This window comes from Candidatus Polarisedimenticolia bacterium, from assembly GCA_036001465.1.
GTDB lineage: Bacteria > Acidobacteriota > Polarisedimenticolia > Gp22-AA2 > Gp22-AA2 > Gp22-AA3.
Genome location: DASYUH010000056.1, coordinates 65475 through 79151, shown reverse-complemented (window position 1 = coordinate 79151; position 13677 = coordinate 65475). Strand labels below are relative to the sequence as shown.

Below are 13677 nucleotides of genomic sequence, written 5' to 3'. Positions count from 1 at the left end.
CGCTCAACGTGTCTCCATCCGGCGCACCCCGCCCGTCGGGCAGGCGGCGACCGCACGGCCGTTCCCGCGGCGGGGTGAAATCACGGGATAAAATCTAGGCAGAATTGCGGCTATCGCCACTCGAGAGACTGAATTACAGGACTGTAACAGGGGGGGTCAGCGTTTGAATGTGCCGGCCGCATCGAGCTTCTTGCGGACGGCGTCCAGGATCCCGTTGGTGAATTGCCAGGAATCCTCCCCTCCGAAGCAGCGGGCGAGCTCGATCGCCTCGTCGATCACGACGATCGGAGGGGTTTCGGGCTCGTACAGGAATTCATAGACCGCCAGCCTGAGGATGTTCCGGTCCACGATGGCCAGGCGTTCCAGTCGCCAGTTCTCGAGGCTTCCGGTCAGAAGCTCGTCGCACTCGTGTCGCGCCCCGGCTGCGCCCCCGGCCAGGCGCTCCGCGAAGGCCCGGACCTCCGGAGGCACCTCCCGATCGGCCCAGAAGGACGCCTTGACCTCGTGCATGGCCGCACCGGAGGCCTCCGCCTGGTACAGCATCTGGAGCGCATACTCCCTCGCCCGATGGCGCGCGCCCATCTCTGGCTCCTACGCCTGCTTGAGGCTCCGGAACAGCGTGACCATCTCGATGGCGGCCAGGGCGGCGTCCCAGCCCTTGTTCCCTTCCTTGGCGCCGGCCCGCTCGATCGCCTGGTGCAGGTTCTCGGTGCTCAGGACGCCGAACGTCACGGGCAATCCGGCTTCGAGCGCCACCGCCGCCACGCCGCGGGCCACCTCGGCGCAGACCTGCTCGTAGTGCGAGGTCTCGCCTCGGATGACACAGCCGACGCAGACGACGGCGTCGTGCCGTCCGGACAGTGCCAACTGGCGAGCCGCCACCGGGATCTCCAGGGCGCCCGGGACCCGCGCGACCAGGATGTCTTTCTCGGCCACGCCGTGGCGCCCGAGGCAGTCGAGCGCCCCCGCGAGCAGCCGCTCGCTGATGAAATCGTTGAAGCGGCTGACGACGAGGCCGATCCGGAGCCCCTTTCCGTCCAGGTTGCCGCTCACGACCCGCGCCGTCATGCGCACCTTTCCCTGTGGATTTCCAGCGAGACCGGCATCGTAGCGGCCTGCCGAGCGGACTGTCAAGGTTGGAGGCAGCGGCGCAGCAGCGCCGCCCAGCCCGGGGCCATCAGGTATTTGAGGACCACGTCCGCCAGAAGGAGCGCCGCCGCGGTCAGGTACCAGGGGTCGAGGCGTCCCTCGGGCCGCGCGGGCCGGTTCGGAGTCCCTGTTGCCGTGGATCGCATCCGGCGCATCGCGGCGAGGAGAAGTGGCTCGGCCAGGGTCACACCCAGCAGGACGAAGGCGACCACCCGCAGGATCGCCCACGGCGGCCAGCCGATCGCGAAGGCCAGGGCGGGAGCCGCTCCCGCGGCCGCCAGGGATCCGACGTAGAACGACATGTACGCGACCAGGACGGCCCCGAGGGCAATCCCCAGGAGCCCGGCGGAGAGCCAGGCCAGAAGACAGAACGCGGCGAGATGCAGGACATGCTGTGGCAGGAAGCGGCTCGGGTCGCCCTCCCTTCCGTGGCCGCTCCGGATGAAGCCAAACATCTCGTCCCTGTAGTCCGCGCCGTTGAAGACGATCGGCTCCATGGCTTCGGGCCGGCGCGCCGTCAGACCGATCACGGAGACCGACAGGCTGGCCGCCCACAGGAGCGTCGCGATGGCCGCCGCCCTGCGCCGGCGTCGCACGACGAGGAGCGCCAGGACCGGGTAGATGGCGAGGGTCGCGAGAATCGGGAGAAGGACAGGTCCCGATGAGGCGCGTGCCAGCAGGACGGCGGCAGGGGCCAGGATCGCCGGAAGGATGGCCGCCGCGAAGGCGGAGGGGGGCCCCGGGGCGGACGGGGTCGCCCCGGTCACCGGGGGGCCGCGGGGCCGTCGAGACTGAGGAAGTCTCTCAGCTCGGCGGCCCGCGCCTCGATCTCCCTTGCGTTCAGAGCGCCGAGACGCCGCAGGCTGAAGTCCTCGACGCAGAATGACGCCAGAACGCTCCCGTACACCATGGCGTCCCTCAGGCTCCTCGCGGAGAGGTCGCCGGTTCGCGCCAGGTGGCCCATGAAGCCGCCGGCAAAGCTGTCCCCGGCGCCGGTCGGATCGACCGGCCGCTCGATCGGGTAGGCCGGAACGGCGAAATAGTGCCCCCCGGCGAAGAGCGCCGCGCCGTACTCTCCCCGCTTGATCACCAGGAACCGGAGCCCGAGGGACAGCAGGCGCCGCGCCGCCACCACGGTGTTCAGCTCCCCCGCGAGCAGGCGCGCCTCCGAATCGTTGATCAGGAGCCCGTGCACCTCGGAGAGCAGCCGCTTCAGGGCCTCGTTCTTCCCTTCGATCCAGAAGTTCATCGTGTCGCAGGCGCTCAGCCGCGGATTCAGGCGCCGCAGCACCTGGGCTTGCAATTCCGGATCGATGTTGCCCAGAAACACGTGGGGAGCGGCGGCGTCCGCCTCGCGGATCTTCGGCTTGAACGACTCGAACACGTTCAGGTGGGTCGACAGGGTCGTGCGCTCATTGAGGTCGTCCGAATAGACGCCCGACCAGCGGAAGGTCTTCCCCGGCGCCGTCTCGATTCCCGACACGTCGATTCCCCGTTCGCGCAAGAGGCGCATCGGCTCCTCCCCGAAATCCCGTCCCACGACCGCGATCACACGCACGTCCGTGAAGTAGGAGGCCGCGACGGCGCAGTAGGTCGCGGAGCCGCCCAAAACCTCGCTGGCCTCGCCGTAGGGGGTCTTCACCGTGTCGAACGCCATCGATCCGATGACCAGGAGGGACATGCCTCAGTCCAGGTACTTCCCGACGAGCAGGCGGAGCCGCTCGCGGGACTCGCGGGGGATCGCCGCGGGGTCGGTGAGGATGGCGTTCTTCAGGGCGTCGGCGCAGGGACAGGCGCGCGCCTCGGGCAGGCGCGGGGCGGCGTGCGCCAGGATCGACGCGGCCATGTCGGCGTTGTCCTTGAGCCGCGCCACGACCTCCTCGACCGTGACCGGGACGCTCTCGGGGCGCCAGCAGTCGTAGTCGGTGACCATCGCCATCGTGGCGTAGCAGATCTCCGCCTCGCGCGCCAGCTTCGCCTCCTGGACGTTCGTCATGCCGATCACGTCCGCCTGGAACAGCCGGTACAGATGCGACTCGGCGCGGGTGGAGAACTGCGGCCCCTCGATGCACAGGTAGGTTCCGCCGCGCCTCACCCGGGCGCCGCAGGCTCCGGCCGCCTCGGACAGGAACCCGTGGAGCGCGCCGCAGATCGGATCCGCCAGCGAGACGTGCGCCACGATGCCGCCGCCGAAGAAGGTTGATATCCGCTGCCGCGTCCAATCGATGAACTGGTCCGGCAGGACGACGTCCAGCGGACGGATGTCCTCCTTGAGGCTGCCGACGGCGCTGACCGACACGATGCGAGAGGCCCCGATCGCCTTGAACCCGTACATGTTGGCCCGGAAGTTGATTTCGCTGGGCAGGAGGCGATGGCCGCGACCGTGTCGCGCCAGGAAGGCGATGTCGCGGCCCGCCAGCCGGCCCAGGACATAGGCGTCGGAGGGGTCGCCGAACGGAGTCCTTACTCTCTCCTCGCGGCGATCCACCAGGCCGGCCATCTGGTACAGACCGCTGCCGCCGATGACCCCGAGGGCGCTCATGGGCTGCTCCAAGAAAGGGAGCCGATGCTAGCAAGCGGTCCGGAGGGAGTCAAGGAACGCGGGTCGGGGCGGGCGTCGCCGGGACGCGCCAGGCCCGAAGGACACCCAGCGCGCCGGCCACGGCGGCCTCGCCGGCCTCGGCCAGCCGGGCGGGATCGCCGGACCGCGAGAAGATCGTGCCGCAGCCGCGCACGTTCGGACGAAGCACCAGCAGTCTGTCGCCGCAGCTTTCCTGGAGGCGCTGCCAGTACGAGCGGCGCGCCTGCCTGGGGCACACCAGGAGGGACAGGTCGACCGCAATCACCCGGCGCGATCGGAGCGGAGGCGCGAAGGCGCGCTCGACAGGGACCGCGGTGAACCAGCCGGCGTCCGCCAGATACCGCCGCCTCCCGCCGATGTCCGCGCGGAGGGGCGGGAACAGGACCGGGATGGCCGCCGACGCCTTGACGGCCGACGCGAGCGGCAGGGGTGCGGGGAGGCCGGGGCCACCCAGGGCCAGGACCTCCTCGCGGCGCACCATGTCGAAGGTCAGGATCCCGAGACGCCGCACGCCGTGGTGCAGCGTCTCGAAGGAGGCGGCATCCAGGCGCGCCAGGTACTCGGGGATCGCCCCCGCGCGGCGGCCTGCCGCCGCCGAAACGCCCGGCACGCGCCAGCGCGACAGGGCGAAGGCCAGGAGCGACCCGGCCGTGAGCCTGTGGGACGCCTGGAGCATGTCGTCCGGTTCCATTCCGACCGCCGCGTACATGCCGCCCACTATGGCGCCCACGCTGCAGCCGAGGATGGCGTCGATCGGGATCCCCTCGCGGCGCAGACCGCGCAGCACGGCGGCGTGCGCCACCCCGCGGGCGCCCCCGGCTCCCAGCACGAGCGTGATCCCCGGCGTGAATCCTGCCGCATGTCTCATGAGCCGGTCCGATCAGGATGGCCGGGGGCGCATGAGCCGCAGGAGACGGGTTTTCGGGCCCCCCACGGCCCTTCCGGTGACCTCGATGGCGGCAGGCCGTGGCTGCAGGACGAGAACGACGCCGCGACCGCTCCGTCCCGAACGGGCGGCGCTCTTCAGGATCTTCCGGAGTCCTTTCTCCACGGCAAGAGCCCCGCGGCGCGCGGCGACCGTCTTGATCCCGTTCTGTCGCAGGAAGTGGGAGGCCACGAGCCGTGCGAGGCGGGACAGGGCCGGGTCGCCCGGAAGCGTGAAGACCAGGGTCTCCCGCCCGGCCGATCTCACGGCCCCCCCCTGACATCCGGCGGTGCAGCGACGTGTATCCAGGATGGCCCCCCCACGTCTCCGGTCGCCCGCCCCCGCGGCGCCGGGGGCTTGAAACGTTTGAATCGACGGCAGTTTAGGGATCGCCGGGCGGTCCTGTCAATCGGCCGGGTTGCGCACCCCGGGTGCGGCACCTAGATTTGTGCTTTCAGGGACTTAGGGGGACGTGTGTCGGTTTCGAGATCGATGACGGACACGGAGAGGATGGAGCAGCGCCTGTCCGCCAAGCGCCGCGAAAAAAGCTTCCGGATTTACACGTACACGCTCGGGGCGTGCGCCGCGACGGTGGTCGCGTGGCACGCCTATTACAGCCGCGAGCTGATGCGCGCCGAGCTCCTGCCGCTGCTCGTCTTCTCGATGTTCATCGGCTTCGCCTGGTATTTCAGCTTCACGATCTACCCGCGCGCCAGTCTGTCGATTTCTCTGGACATGTCGTACCTGATGACGGCGCTGTGCGTGCTGCCCCCCCCCTTGCCGATCATGGTGGCCTTTGGCGGAGCGGTCCTCGGATGCCACCTGCGCGTGCGCGAATCGCGGGGGCAGAATCCATTCTTTCAGGTTCTGAGCCTGAATACCGGCGGGATGGTCACCACGGCGCTGGTGGGCCAGTACCTGTCCCTGCTCATGGCCCGGCACTGGACGTTCGATGTCCTGACGTGGAGCACCGTCCAGGCGGTGGTCGGGCTCTTCCTGGCCTACAACCTGACGAACGTCGCCATCATGGTGACGGCGATGTTCCTCAAGGGGGAGCCGGTGCGCTCCCATCTCGTGACCTATTTCCGCTACCTCGGGTCGCTCGAGGTGTTCACGATGCCCCTCACCCTGGGGCTGGCGCTGCTCTATGCGGCGGCCGGGATCTGGGGGTTCGTCCCCCTGGCGGCGACCATCCTCCTGGCGAGCGGCCTGCTCAAGAAACTGAACCAGGCGCGCAACGAGCTGAGCCATGCCAACGAGCAGCTGCAGGATCGATCTCGGGAGCTGCGCATCCTGAACACCATCGGCCGGGAGATCAACTCCAGCCTCGATCCGGAAGTGGTGTTCGCGCAGATCGGACGCCACATGCTGCGCATCCTCGACGCGCCGCACCTGTTCCTGTCGCTCTACCACCGCGCTCCGCACGAGTCGTACCTCGAATACGTGGCGCGGGACGGCCTGGTGCAGCCGCGCCCCGACCGGGCGCTCGGGCAGGGGTTCACCTCCTGGGTGGTCGAGGCCCGACGGCCCCTCCTGGTCCACGATCTCGAGCTGGATCGGGACTCCCTGCCATGCGCGCCGGTGATCCTGGCCCCGGATGTCCGGTCCATCATGTCCTCGCCCCTGCTGTTCAACGGAGAGTCGATCGGAGTCCTGTGCGTCGAGAGCCCGCGATCCGGGGCGTACACCGTGGACCATCTCTCGGTCTTCAGCACCATCTCGCAGCAGGCGGCCGTGGCCCTGGAAAACGCCCGCAATTTCCAGATGGCGACGGTCGACCAGCTGACGCGCCTGTACCTGCGCGATTTCTTCTACCGCAAGCTGTCCGAGGAGCAGGCCCGTGCGCGGCGCTACGGCAGCACCTTCACCGTGCTGATGCTGGACCTCGACTCGTTCAAGGAGATCAACGACCGGATGGGGCACCTGGCGGGAGACCGCTACCTGGAGCGCGTCGGCGAAGTGATCCGCGAGACGATGCGCGCCGCGGACATTCCCTGCCGGTACGGCGGCGAGGAATTCTGCGTCCTGCTTCCCGAGACCGACCTGGACGGAGCCATGCGCATCGCGGAGCGGATCCGCTCCCGCGTCAGCCAGCTCGAGGCGCGCGCCGGAGAGGACGTCCTCAAGACGACCATCAGCGTCGGCATCGCCGCCTATCCGGCCGACTATCCCGGAACGATTCAGGGGTTCATCGAGAAGGCGGACCAGGCGCTGTACCTCGCCAAGCAGACGGGGCGGGACCGCGTCATCTCCACCGGCGCCCAGTCGGATCCCGCGCGCCGCGCCCGATAAGGGTGTGTCCGGGTCGCGGGCCGGGCCGCGTTCCGGACGCCGTGGGGCCGGATCAGTCCGTTCCCGACCATCCCAGGACCTCGCGCAGGGATCGACCCACCCGTTTCTCGAACTGCGAGGCCATGGAAGGGACCGCCCCGTCGTCCGCATCGAGCAGGACCTTTTCCACCCGGAGGAGCGGGTAGAAGACGGTCGACAGGTCCAGGCCCGAGCCCCCCTCGCCGACCTGACGCACCCAGTCGTCGAACGAGCCGAGCTCGATCCCCTCCATCACCAGCCCGGTCGCATCCAGGCGTCGCACGACGCCCCAGAAGCGCTCGCGCGGATTCTGGAGATAGGCGATGACGATGGCGCCGGGGCCGAGCGGGGAGGCGCGCAGGCTCACGCAGAGGCCCCCGCCTCGAGCATGATGCGGACGCCCGCCGGGTCCGGGACGAGCGCCGCCTCGGTCAGCGCCTGCACCCGGTCCACCGTGGTGCCGGGGGCGATCTCGCGCAGGAGGAGCCCTCCGGTCCCGATGTCGATCACCGCGAGGTCGGTGATGACCCGGTGCACGACACGCACACCGGTCAGAGGCAGCCGGCAGCGCCGCAGGATCTTGGCCTCCCCTTCCCGGGTCGCGTGCGTCATCATGACCACGACCCGCTTCGCGCCCGCGACCAGGTCCATCGCCCCCCCCATGCCCTTGACCATCTTGCCGGGGACCATCCAGTTGGCCAAGTTTCCCTCCGCATCCACCTCGAGGGCCCCGAGGATGGTCAGATCGATGTGACCGCCCCGGATCATGGCGAAGGACTCGGCGCTGCTGAAGTAGGAGCACCCGGGAGTCTCCGTGACCGTCTGCTTGCCGGCGTTGATCAGGTCGGGGTCCTCCTCGCCGGCCAGCGGGAACGGGCCGACGCCGAGCATGCCGTTCTCCGACTGGAAGGTGACGTGCATGCCCTCCGGGACGTGATTGGCGACGAGCGTCGGCATGCCGATGCCCAGGTTCACGTAGAAGCCGTCCCGCAGCTCAGCGGCCGCCCGCCTCACGATGAGTTCTCTGCTCGATTCGCTTTTCATGGTCCTTCCCCTGGAAGATACGGGTCACGAAGACCCCCGGCGTGTGCACCTGCTCCGGGTCGATGTCGCCCGGGGCGACCAGGCGCTCGACCTCGGCGATGGTGACCCGCGCGGCGGTCGCCATCATCGGATTGAAGTTGCGCGCGGTCTTGCGGTACGCCAGGTTCCCCATCCGGTCCCCTCGGAACGCCTTGATCAGCGCGAAGTCGGCCGTGAGGGCGGACTCCAGGACGTAGTCCCGGTCGCCGAATCGGCGCGTCTCCTTCCCTTCGGCGACGAGGGTCCCGGAGCCGGTGGGGGTGTAAAAGGCGGCGATGCCGGCCCCGCCGGCCCGGATGCGCTCGGAAAAAGTCCCCTGGGGGACCAGCTCGACCTCCAGCTCGCCGGAGAGGAATTGCTTCTCGAACACGTCGTTCTCCCCCACGTACGTGGCGATCATCTTGCGGATCTGCCGGGTCCTGAGGAGGACACCGAGACCGAAGTCGCTCACGCCGGCATTGTTGCTCATGACCGTCAGGTTCTTCGTTCCCCGGCGCCGCAGGGCTTCGATCAGGTTCTCGGGGATGCCGCAGAGTCCGAACCCTCCGACCATGATCGTCGCGCCGTCCGGTATGTCCCGAATCGCCTCGTCGGCGTCCCGCACCACCTTGTTCATCGCTTCCCCCTGCCCGTCTCCCGCAGCTCGATCAGCACGCCGCCGGCGGAGCGGGGATGGATGAAGGCGATGCGCGAGCCCTCCGCCCCGGTCCGCACATCGTCTCCTGCGCCCGAGCCGCTCCCCGTCGCCCGGAGTCCCGCGCTCCTGAAGCGCTCGAGCGTCCGGTCCAGATCCTCCACCTCGAAGCACACGTGGTGAATCCCTTCGCCCCGCGTCTCGAGGAACTTCGCCACGTTGGTGGTGGCGCCCGCCAGCGGCTCGAGGAGCTCGATCCGCGCGCGGCCGGCCGGCAGGAGCGCCACCCGCACGCCCTCCCCGGCCACCTCCTCGATCTCCTCCAGGTCGAGGCCCAGGACGTCGCGGTACAGGGCGAGGCGGTCCTCGATGCGCCGCACCGCGACGCCGAGATGGTCGAGGACGACGCCGGCTCCGGCCCCGCCGGCCCCACGCTTCCGATCGCCGAGCGTGGCCAGGACGTCCCGCGCCGCGCTGTACGGATCGATCACCCTGTCCAGGAGGCGCCCGGCGTACGCTTCGCAGGCGGCCCCGTCCGACTCTCCCGCCATCAGCCGCGCCATCAGCCGATCGCGCAGGATCTCGGCGAATCGGGCCGAGACGGCGGCGCGCCGGCGGGTCTTGAGCCGATCTCCCTCTCGAAGAAACCGGCCGTGCCCCTCGACGGCGCGCCCCAGATCCTCGATCCCCTTCCCTTCCGTGGCCACCGTCTTGACGATGGGGGGAGTCCAGGCCCGCACCCCTCCCAGGGCCAGCATGCCCTCCAGGTCGGACGCCAGGCGGTCGGCGCCCGGATGGTCCGCCTTGTTGACCACGAACAAATCGGCGATCTCGAGGAGCCCCGCCTTGATCGCCTGGACGTCGTCCCCCTGGCCGGGTGTCAGGACCACCAGCACCGTGTCGGCCAGCCGGACGATGTCCACTTCGTCCTGCCCGACACCGACGGTCTCGATCAGGATCGGATCGCGCCCCGCGGCATCCATCAGATCGACGGCATCGCGCGTCGCCCGGCTCAGCCCTCCGAACTGACCGCGGGTCGCCATGGATCGGATGAAGATTCCTTCGTCGAGCGTGTGCTGCTGCATGCGGATCCGGTCGCCGAGGACGGCGCCGCCGCTGAACGCGCTCGAGGGATCCACCGCCACCACGCCGAGCGAGGCGCCGCGCGAGCGGTAGAAGGCGAGAAGGTGGTTGACCAGGCTGCTCTTGCCCGCTCCGGGAGGACCGGTGATGCCAATCAGGGAGGCGCGTCCCGTGGACGCGTAGACTTCGGCAAGGATGCGCTCCCCGCGCGCGCTCCCCTCTTCGGCCAGGGAGATGGCGCGCGCGAGCGAGGCCGGGTCTCCGGCGATCACCGCACGCGCCAGATCGTCCATCAGGTCGCCCGTTCGCGCGGCTCTCCCAGAAGGAGGCGCGCGATCACCAGGCGCTGGATCTCCGAGGTCCCTTCCCCGATGGTGCAGATGCGGGCATCGCGATAGGCGCGCTCCACCGGGTACTCCTTCACGTATCCGTACCCCCCGTGGATCTGGACCGCCCGGCCGGCGACGCGCACCGCGGTCTCCGAAGAGTACAGCTTGGCCATCGACGCCGCCCGGGTGACGTCCTGGCCGGTGTCTTTCAGGAACGCGGCACGCTGGACCAGGAGCCGCGCGGCGTGAATCTCCGTCGCCGAGTCGGCGAGCATCCATTGCACCGCCTGGAAATCGGCGATCGGGCGGTCGAACTGGTGCCGGCTCTTGGCGTAGGCCGTGGCCTGCTCGAATGCCCCCTGGGCGATGCCGACGCCGAGCGCCCCGATTCCGATGCGGCCCCCGTCGAGGATTCGCAGGGCGTCGATGAATCCCTGCCCTTCCTCGCCGAGACGGTTGGCGTCGGGCACGCGGCACCCCTCCATGACGATCTCCGCCGTGTCCGAGGCGCGGCAGCCCATCTTGTTCTCCTTCCTGCCGGCCCGGAATCCCTTCATCCCGGACTCCAGGATGAAGGCGGAGATCCCGTGCTTGCCCCGCCCCTTGTCGGTGACCGCGAACACCACGGCGACGTCGCAGACCGAGCCGTGGGTGGCGAACGTCTTGCTGCCGTTCAGGACCCAGTCGCCAGCGGCGCGCACCGCGGTCGAGCGGGTCCCGGAGGCATCGCTGCCGGCCGTCGGCTCCGTCAGGCTCCAGGCGCCGATCTTCTCTCCCCTGGCCAGAGGCACCATGAAGCGCCGCTTCTGCTCCTCGCTTCCCGTCATGAAAATGTGGTTGGTGCAGAGAGAATTGTGCGCCGCCACCGAGAGTCCGATGGAGCCGTCCACGCGCGCCAGCTCCTCGATGATCAGGATGTAATCGAGATACGTGAGGCCGGATCCGCCGTACTGGGGCGGGAAGACCACGCCGAGCATCCCCATCTCTCCGAGCTTCTTCATGATGTCGCGCGGGAATTCCTGGGACTCATCGCGCTCGATCGCCCCGGGGGCGATCTCCCGTTCGGCGAATTCACGGACGGTCTGGCGCGTGAGTTTCTGCTCTTCGGTCAGAAGGAAATCCAATCCATCCTCCGGAGGAAAACCGGGACGAGAGGGCGATTCTAGTTCAGCCTCGATCCCCGATCAAGAAGACGGGGGCCCAACTCACCCAGAATGTTCACGCTGCGCCGCAATCATTACTCGCGTACACCTATAACATTATGATAATACGATACTTAATAAATATTATCTAATTAAACTAAGATAACTTGACATCAATACACTCAAGTTATATATTCCCAGCGTCCCTGGTGATCGGGAAGGCTTCAATGGAGCCGGCCGTGAGCCAGATTTCACAGAAGGAGGCCTGGAAGATGAACCTGACTCGTTGGGACCCGTTCCGCGATGTGCTGACTCTCTCCGACAGAATGAACCGCATGCTGGGCGACGCCTCGTTTCGCGTCCTCACGCCAGCCGAGCCGGTGAGCGGCTGGTTCCCCCCGGTCGACATCCACGAGGAAGCGGACCGGATCGTCCTGCGGGCCGAGATTCCCGGCGTCCGCAGCGACGACATCGACGTGAGCGTCGAGAACAACACGATCACCCTGCGTGGCGAGAAGAAGCAGGAGAACGTCGTGGACGGCGAGAACTCCTATCGGCTGGAGCGCTTCTACGGCACGTTCTCCCGCAGCTTCGTCCTGTCCACCCGGATCAATCCCGAGCAGATCAAGGCGACCTGCAAGGACGGCGTCCTCGAGGTCGTCGTTCCGAAGGCGGACGAGGTGAAGCCGAAGAAGATCAAGATCCTCGGCGCGGATGCCGCGAAGTAACGCCGCTTCGTTCAGACGGCGCCGGCCCTCGGGCCGGCGCCTTTTTTGTGCCCGCCCAGGATGTGCTCCAGGCTGGCGCACGCCCGCGCGATCCCCTCACCGCCCCCACCTCGGCCATGGCTCGCCGCATCGAGGGGGTCGGCCGGGTGACCGTGTCGGATCGGAGATCGATGGGAGGTCCGTGGGCGTCCTTCATGGCGCGGATCCTACATGACTCCGGGCTGGACCGCACTCTGCGCGCGGCCCGCATCGGGTGGGCGCTCTATAATGCCCCGCATGTTGACACTGCGGCTTCTGGCGCCTGCGGCCTTGCTCCTGGCCGCTTGTCATTCCAGCGCCCCCAGGCCGGATATCCTCCTGATCACCGTCGACACGCTGCGCGCCGACCGCCTCGGCTGTTACGGCTACGCCCGGGCCACCTCTCCGAACATCGATCGTCTGGCGGCGCGCGGCGTCCTGTTCGAGCGCGCATTCACCACCCTCCCCCGCACCACCCAGTCCGTGGCCTCGATCATGACCGGCCGATACCCCAAGGTGCATGGAGCACGCGGGCTCTTTGCGTCCCTGTCGCCGGCCAATCTCACCGTGGCGGAGATCCTGCGGGAGGACGGGTACGACACCGCCGCATTCTCCTCCAACCTCTTCCTGCGCCCCGGACGCGGTTTCGAGCAGGGGTTTGACCGTTACGACAACCCGCCGCAGCGCTGGGAGGGGAACTCGTCCGCCGCCATCAGCCGGGCGGCGGTCGAATGGCTGCGCTCGCGCCCGACCGATCGTCCCTTCTTTCTCTGGGTGCACTACCTCGATCCCCACTGGACCTACCAGCCTCCTCCCCCGTTCGACCGCCGGTTCGACCCGGACTTCGCGGGCCCCTTCACGCTGTACGACGATCTCGAGTCGAACCGGATCACCAAGGGGCAGGTGATCTTCGAGAACCGTCTGCCACCCCGCCAGGTCGAGCACGTCAAGGCGCTGTACGACGGCGAGATCGCCCAGTCCGACGCGGCCATCGGCGAGCTTCTCGAGGCCCTCCGGGGAACCGGGACGCGGCCCCTCCTGACCGTCTTCACCTCCGATCACGGTGAGAGCCTGGGCGAGCACGACTACCATTTCGCCCACGGAGAGTTCCTGTATCAGGACACGCTGCGCATCCCGTTGATCTTCGCCCTGTCCGGGAGCCTCGCCGCCGGGACCCGCGCGGACGCCCTGGCCGAGAACGTCGATGTCGCCCCGACCCTCCTCGCCCTCGCCGGGATCAGCCGGATGCAGGGGGTGGACGGACGGCCGCTCCTGGTAGCCGGCGCGGCGACGGGGACCGGCAGCGGGGTCCGATTCGCCCCTGCCCCGGGACGGAGGGTCGTGTTCGCCGAGAGCGATTACCAGCTCATCCACCCGGAAAACCCCCGTTTCTTCATTCCGGGGCCCGCGGGCAGGTGGTCGTCGGCGTTCGACGGCCGCTACAAGCTGATCCAGATTCCAAAGCCCGGGGGCGCCTTCCTGGAGATGTACGATCTGGAGCGGGATCCGACCGAATCGCGCAACCTGGTCCAGGAAGGAAGGGAGTCCGGGATCCGCGTGCGGCTCCTCGGCGAGCTGCAGCGCTTCGTCGACTATGGGACGGGCGAACAGGGCGCGCCGCGCGACATCGATCCGGAGGAGCTCCAGAGGCTCCGCTCGCTCGGCTACGTCAACTGACGCCGGGACGCCAGGGCG

The 13677-nt window shown here is 68.6% G+C and carries 15 protein-coding genes; 3 read left to right on the top strand and 12 right to left on the bottom strand.

Annotated features, from left to right (window positions below; translation table 11 throughout):
- Window positions 1–156 precede the first annotated feature (156 nt).
- The 7 genes from nusB to VGV60_11540 form a co-directional block, all read right to left on the bottom strand.
- A complete protein-coding gene (nusB, locus tag VGV60_11570) occupies window positions 157–582 on the bottom strand; it encodes a transcription antitermination factor NusB (protein ID HEV8701900.1) in 426 nt (141 codons plus the stop codon).
- A gap of 9 nt (window positions 583–591) precedes the next feature.
- Complete coding sequence (gene ribH / locus VGV60_11565; protein HEV8701899.1) at window positions 592–1068, bottom strand: 6,7-dimethyl-8-ribityllumazine synthase; 477 nt, start codon at window positions 1066–1068, stop codon at window positions 592–594.
- A 62-nt stretch (window positions 1069–1130) separates the two neighbouring features.
- A complete protein-coding gene (locus tag VGV60_11560) occupies window positions 1131–1916 on the bottom strand; it encodes a hypothetical protein (protein HEV8701898.1) in 786 nt (261 codons plus the stop codon).
- Window positions 1913–2830, bottom strand: a complete 918-nt coding sequence (locus VGV60_11555; protein HEV8701897.1) for a PfkB family carbohydrate kinase — start codon at window positions 2828–2830, stop codon at window positions 1913–1915. Before VGV60_11555 ends, VGV60_11560 begins: the two co-directional genes overlap by 4 nt.
- Before the next feature lie 3 nt (window positions 2831–2833).
- Window positions 2834–3691 carry an S-methyl-5'-thioadenosine phosphorylase gene (mtnP, locus tag VGV60_11550; protein HEV8701896.1) on the bottom strand — a complete coding sequence of 286 codons (858 nt, stop codon included), beginning with the start codon at window positions 3689–3691 and terminating at the stop codon, window positions 2834–2836.
- A 49-nt stretch (window positions 3692–3740) separates the two neighbouring features.
- Window positions 3741–4598, bottom strand: a complete 858-nt coding sequence (locus VGV60_11545; GenBank protein HEV8701895.1) for a patatin-like phospholipase family protein — start codon at window positions 4596–4598, stop codon at window positions 3741–3743.
- A gap of 12 nt (window positions 4599–4610) precedes the next feature.
- A complete protein-coding gene (locus VGV60_11540; GenBank protein HEV8701894.1) occupies window positions 4611–4922 on the bottom strand; it encodes a hypothetical protein in 312 nt (103 codons plus the stop codon).
- A 225-nt stretch (window positions 4923–5147) separates the two neighbouring features.
- Here VGV60_11540 and VGV60_11535 point away from each other — a divergent pair, with 225 nt between their 5' ends.
- Window positions 5148–6947: a sensor domain-containing diguanylate cyclase gene (locus tag VGV60_11535; protein HEV8701893.1), complete on the top strand. Its 1800-nt coding sequence runs from the start codon at window positions 5148–5150 to the stop codon at window positions 6945–6947.
- Window positions 6948–6999: 52 nt separating this feature from the next.
- Here the strand turns inward: VGV60_11535 and VGV60_11530 are convergent, their stop codons facing one another.
- From VGV60_11530 to VGV60_11510, 5 genes are read right to left on the bottom strand one after another with little or no spacing between them, the layout of a single operon-like run.
- Window positions 7000–7332, bottom strand: coding sequence for a hypothetical protein (locus VGV60_11530; GenBank protein HEV8701892.1), 333 nt, complete (start codon window positions 7330–7332; stop codon window positions 7000–7002).
- Complete coding sequence (locus VGV60_11525; protein ID HEV8701891.1) at window positions 7329–8009, bottom strand: CoA transferase subunit B; 681 nt, start codon at window positions 8007–8009, stop codon at window positions 7329–7331. The genes VGV60_11530 and VGV60_11525 overlap by 4 nt, the downstream gene beginning before the upstream one ends.
- Window positions 7960–8664 carry a CoA transferase subunit A gene (locus VGV60_11520; GenBank protein ID HEV8701890.1) on the bottom strand — a complete coding sequence of 235 codons (705 nt, stop codon included), beginning with the start codon at window positions 8662–8664 and terminating at the stop codon, window positions 7960–7962. The genes VGV60_11525 and VGV60_11520 overlap by 50 nt, the downstream gene beginning before the upstream one ends.
- A complete protein-coding gene (gene meaB, locus VGV60_11515; protein HEV8701889.1) occupies window positions 8661–10058 on the bottom strand; it encodes a methylmalonyl Co-A mutase-associated GTPase MeaB in 1398 nt (465 codons plus the stop codon). Before meaB ends, VGV60_11520 begins: the two co-directional genes overlap by 4 nt.
- Window positions 10058–11218, bottom strand: a complete 1161-nt coding sequence (locus tag VGV60_11510; GenBank protein HEV8701888.1) for an acyl-CoA dehydrogenase family protein — start codon at window positions 11216–11218, stop codon at window positions 10058–10060. The genes meaB and VGV60_11510 overlap by 1 nt, the downstream gene beginning before the upstream one ends.
- 257 nt (window positions 11219–11475) lie before the next feature.
- On the opposite strand from VGV60_11510, the gene VGV60_11505 reads away from it, so the two are divergent.
- Together VGV60_11505 and VGV60_11500 are read left to right on the top strand one after the other, a co-directional pair.
- Entirely contained in the window at window positions 11476–11964 is a 489-nt protein-coding gene (locus VGV60_11505) for an Hsp20/alpha crystallin family protein (protein HEV8701887.1), read from the top strand.
- Between the two features lie 276 nt (window positions 11965–12240).
- Window positions 12241–13659: a sulfatase gene (locus tag VGV60_11500; GenBank protein ID HEV8701886.1), complete on the top strand. Its 1419-nt coding sequence runs from the start codon at window positions 12241–12243 to the stop codon at window positions 13657–13659.
- Window positions 13660–13677: the final 18 nt, after the last annotated feature.

What these genes read in the sequence shown, in the direction of transcription:
- VGV60_11555 (HEV8701897.1), bottom strand. Translation starts at nt 2,830, where the DNA reads ATGTCCCTCCTGGTCATCGGATCGATGGCGTTCGACACGGTGAAGACC.
- VGV60_11545 (HEV8701895.1), bottom strand. Translation starts at nt 4,598, where the DNA reads ATGAGACATGCGGCAGGATTCACGCCGGGGATCACGCTCGTGCTGGGA.
- nusB (HEV8701900.1), bottom strand. Translation starts at nt 582, where the DNA reads ATGGGCGCGCGCCATCGGGCGAGGGAGTATGCGCTCCAGATGCTGTAC.
- VGV60_11520 (HEV8701890.1), bottom strand. Translation starts at nt 8,664, where the DNA reads ATGAACAAGGTGGTGCGGGACGCCGACGAGGCGATTCGGGACATACCG.
- mtnP (HEV8701896.1), bottom strand. Translation starts at nt 3,691, where the DNA reads ATGAGCGCCCTCGGGGTCATCGGCGGCAGCGGTCTGTACCAGATGGCC.
- VGV60_11500 (HEV8701886.1), top strand. Translation starts at nt 12,241, where the DNA reads ATGTTGACACTGCGGCTTCTGGCGCCTGCGGCCTTGCTCCTGGCCGCT.
- ribH (HEV8701899.1), bottom strand. Translation starts at nt 1,068, where the DNA reads ATGACGGCGCGGGTCGTGAGCGGCAACCTGGACGGAAAGGGGCTCCGG.
- VGV60_11525 (HEV8701891.1), bottom strand. Translation starts at nt 8,009, where the DNA reads ATGAAAAGCGAATCGAGCAGAGAACTCATCGTGAGGCGGGCGGCCGCT.
- VGV60_11535 (HEV8701893.1), top strand. Translation starts at nt 5,148, where the DNA reads ATGACGGACACGGAGAGGATGGAGCAGCGCCTGTCCGCCAAGCGCCGC.
- meaB (HEV8701889.1), bottom strand. Translation starts at nt 10,058, where the DNA reads ATGGACGATCTGGCGCGTGCGGTGATCGCCGGAGACCCGGCCTCGCTC.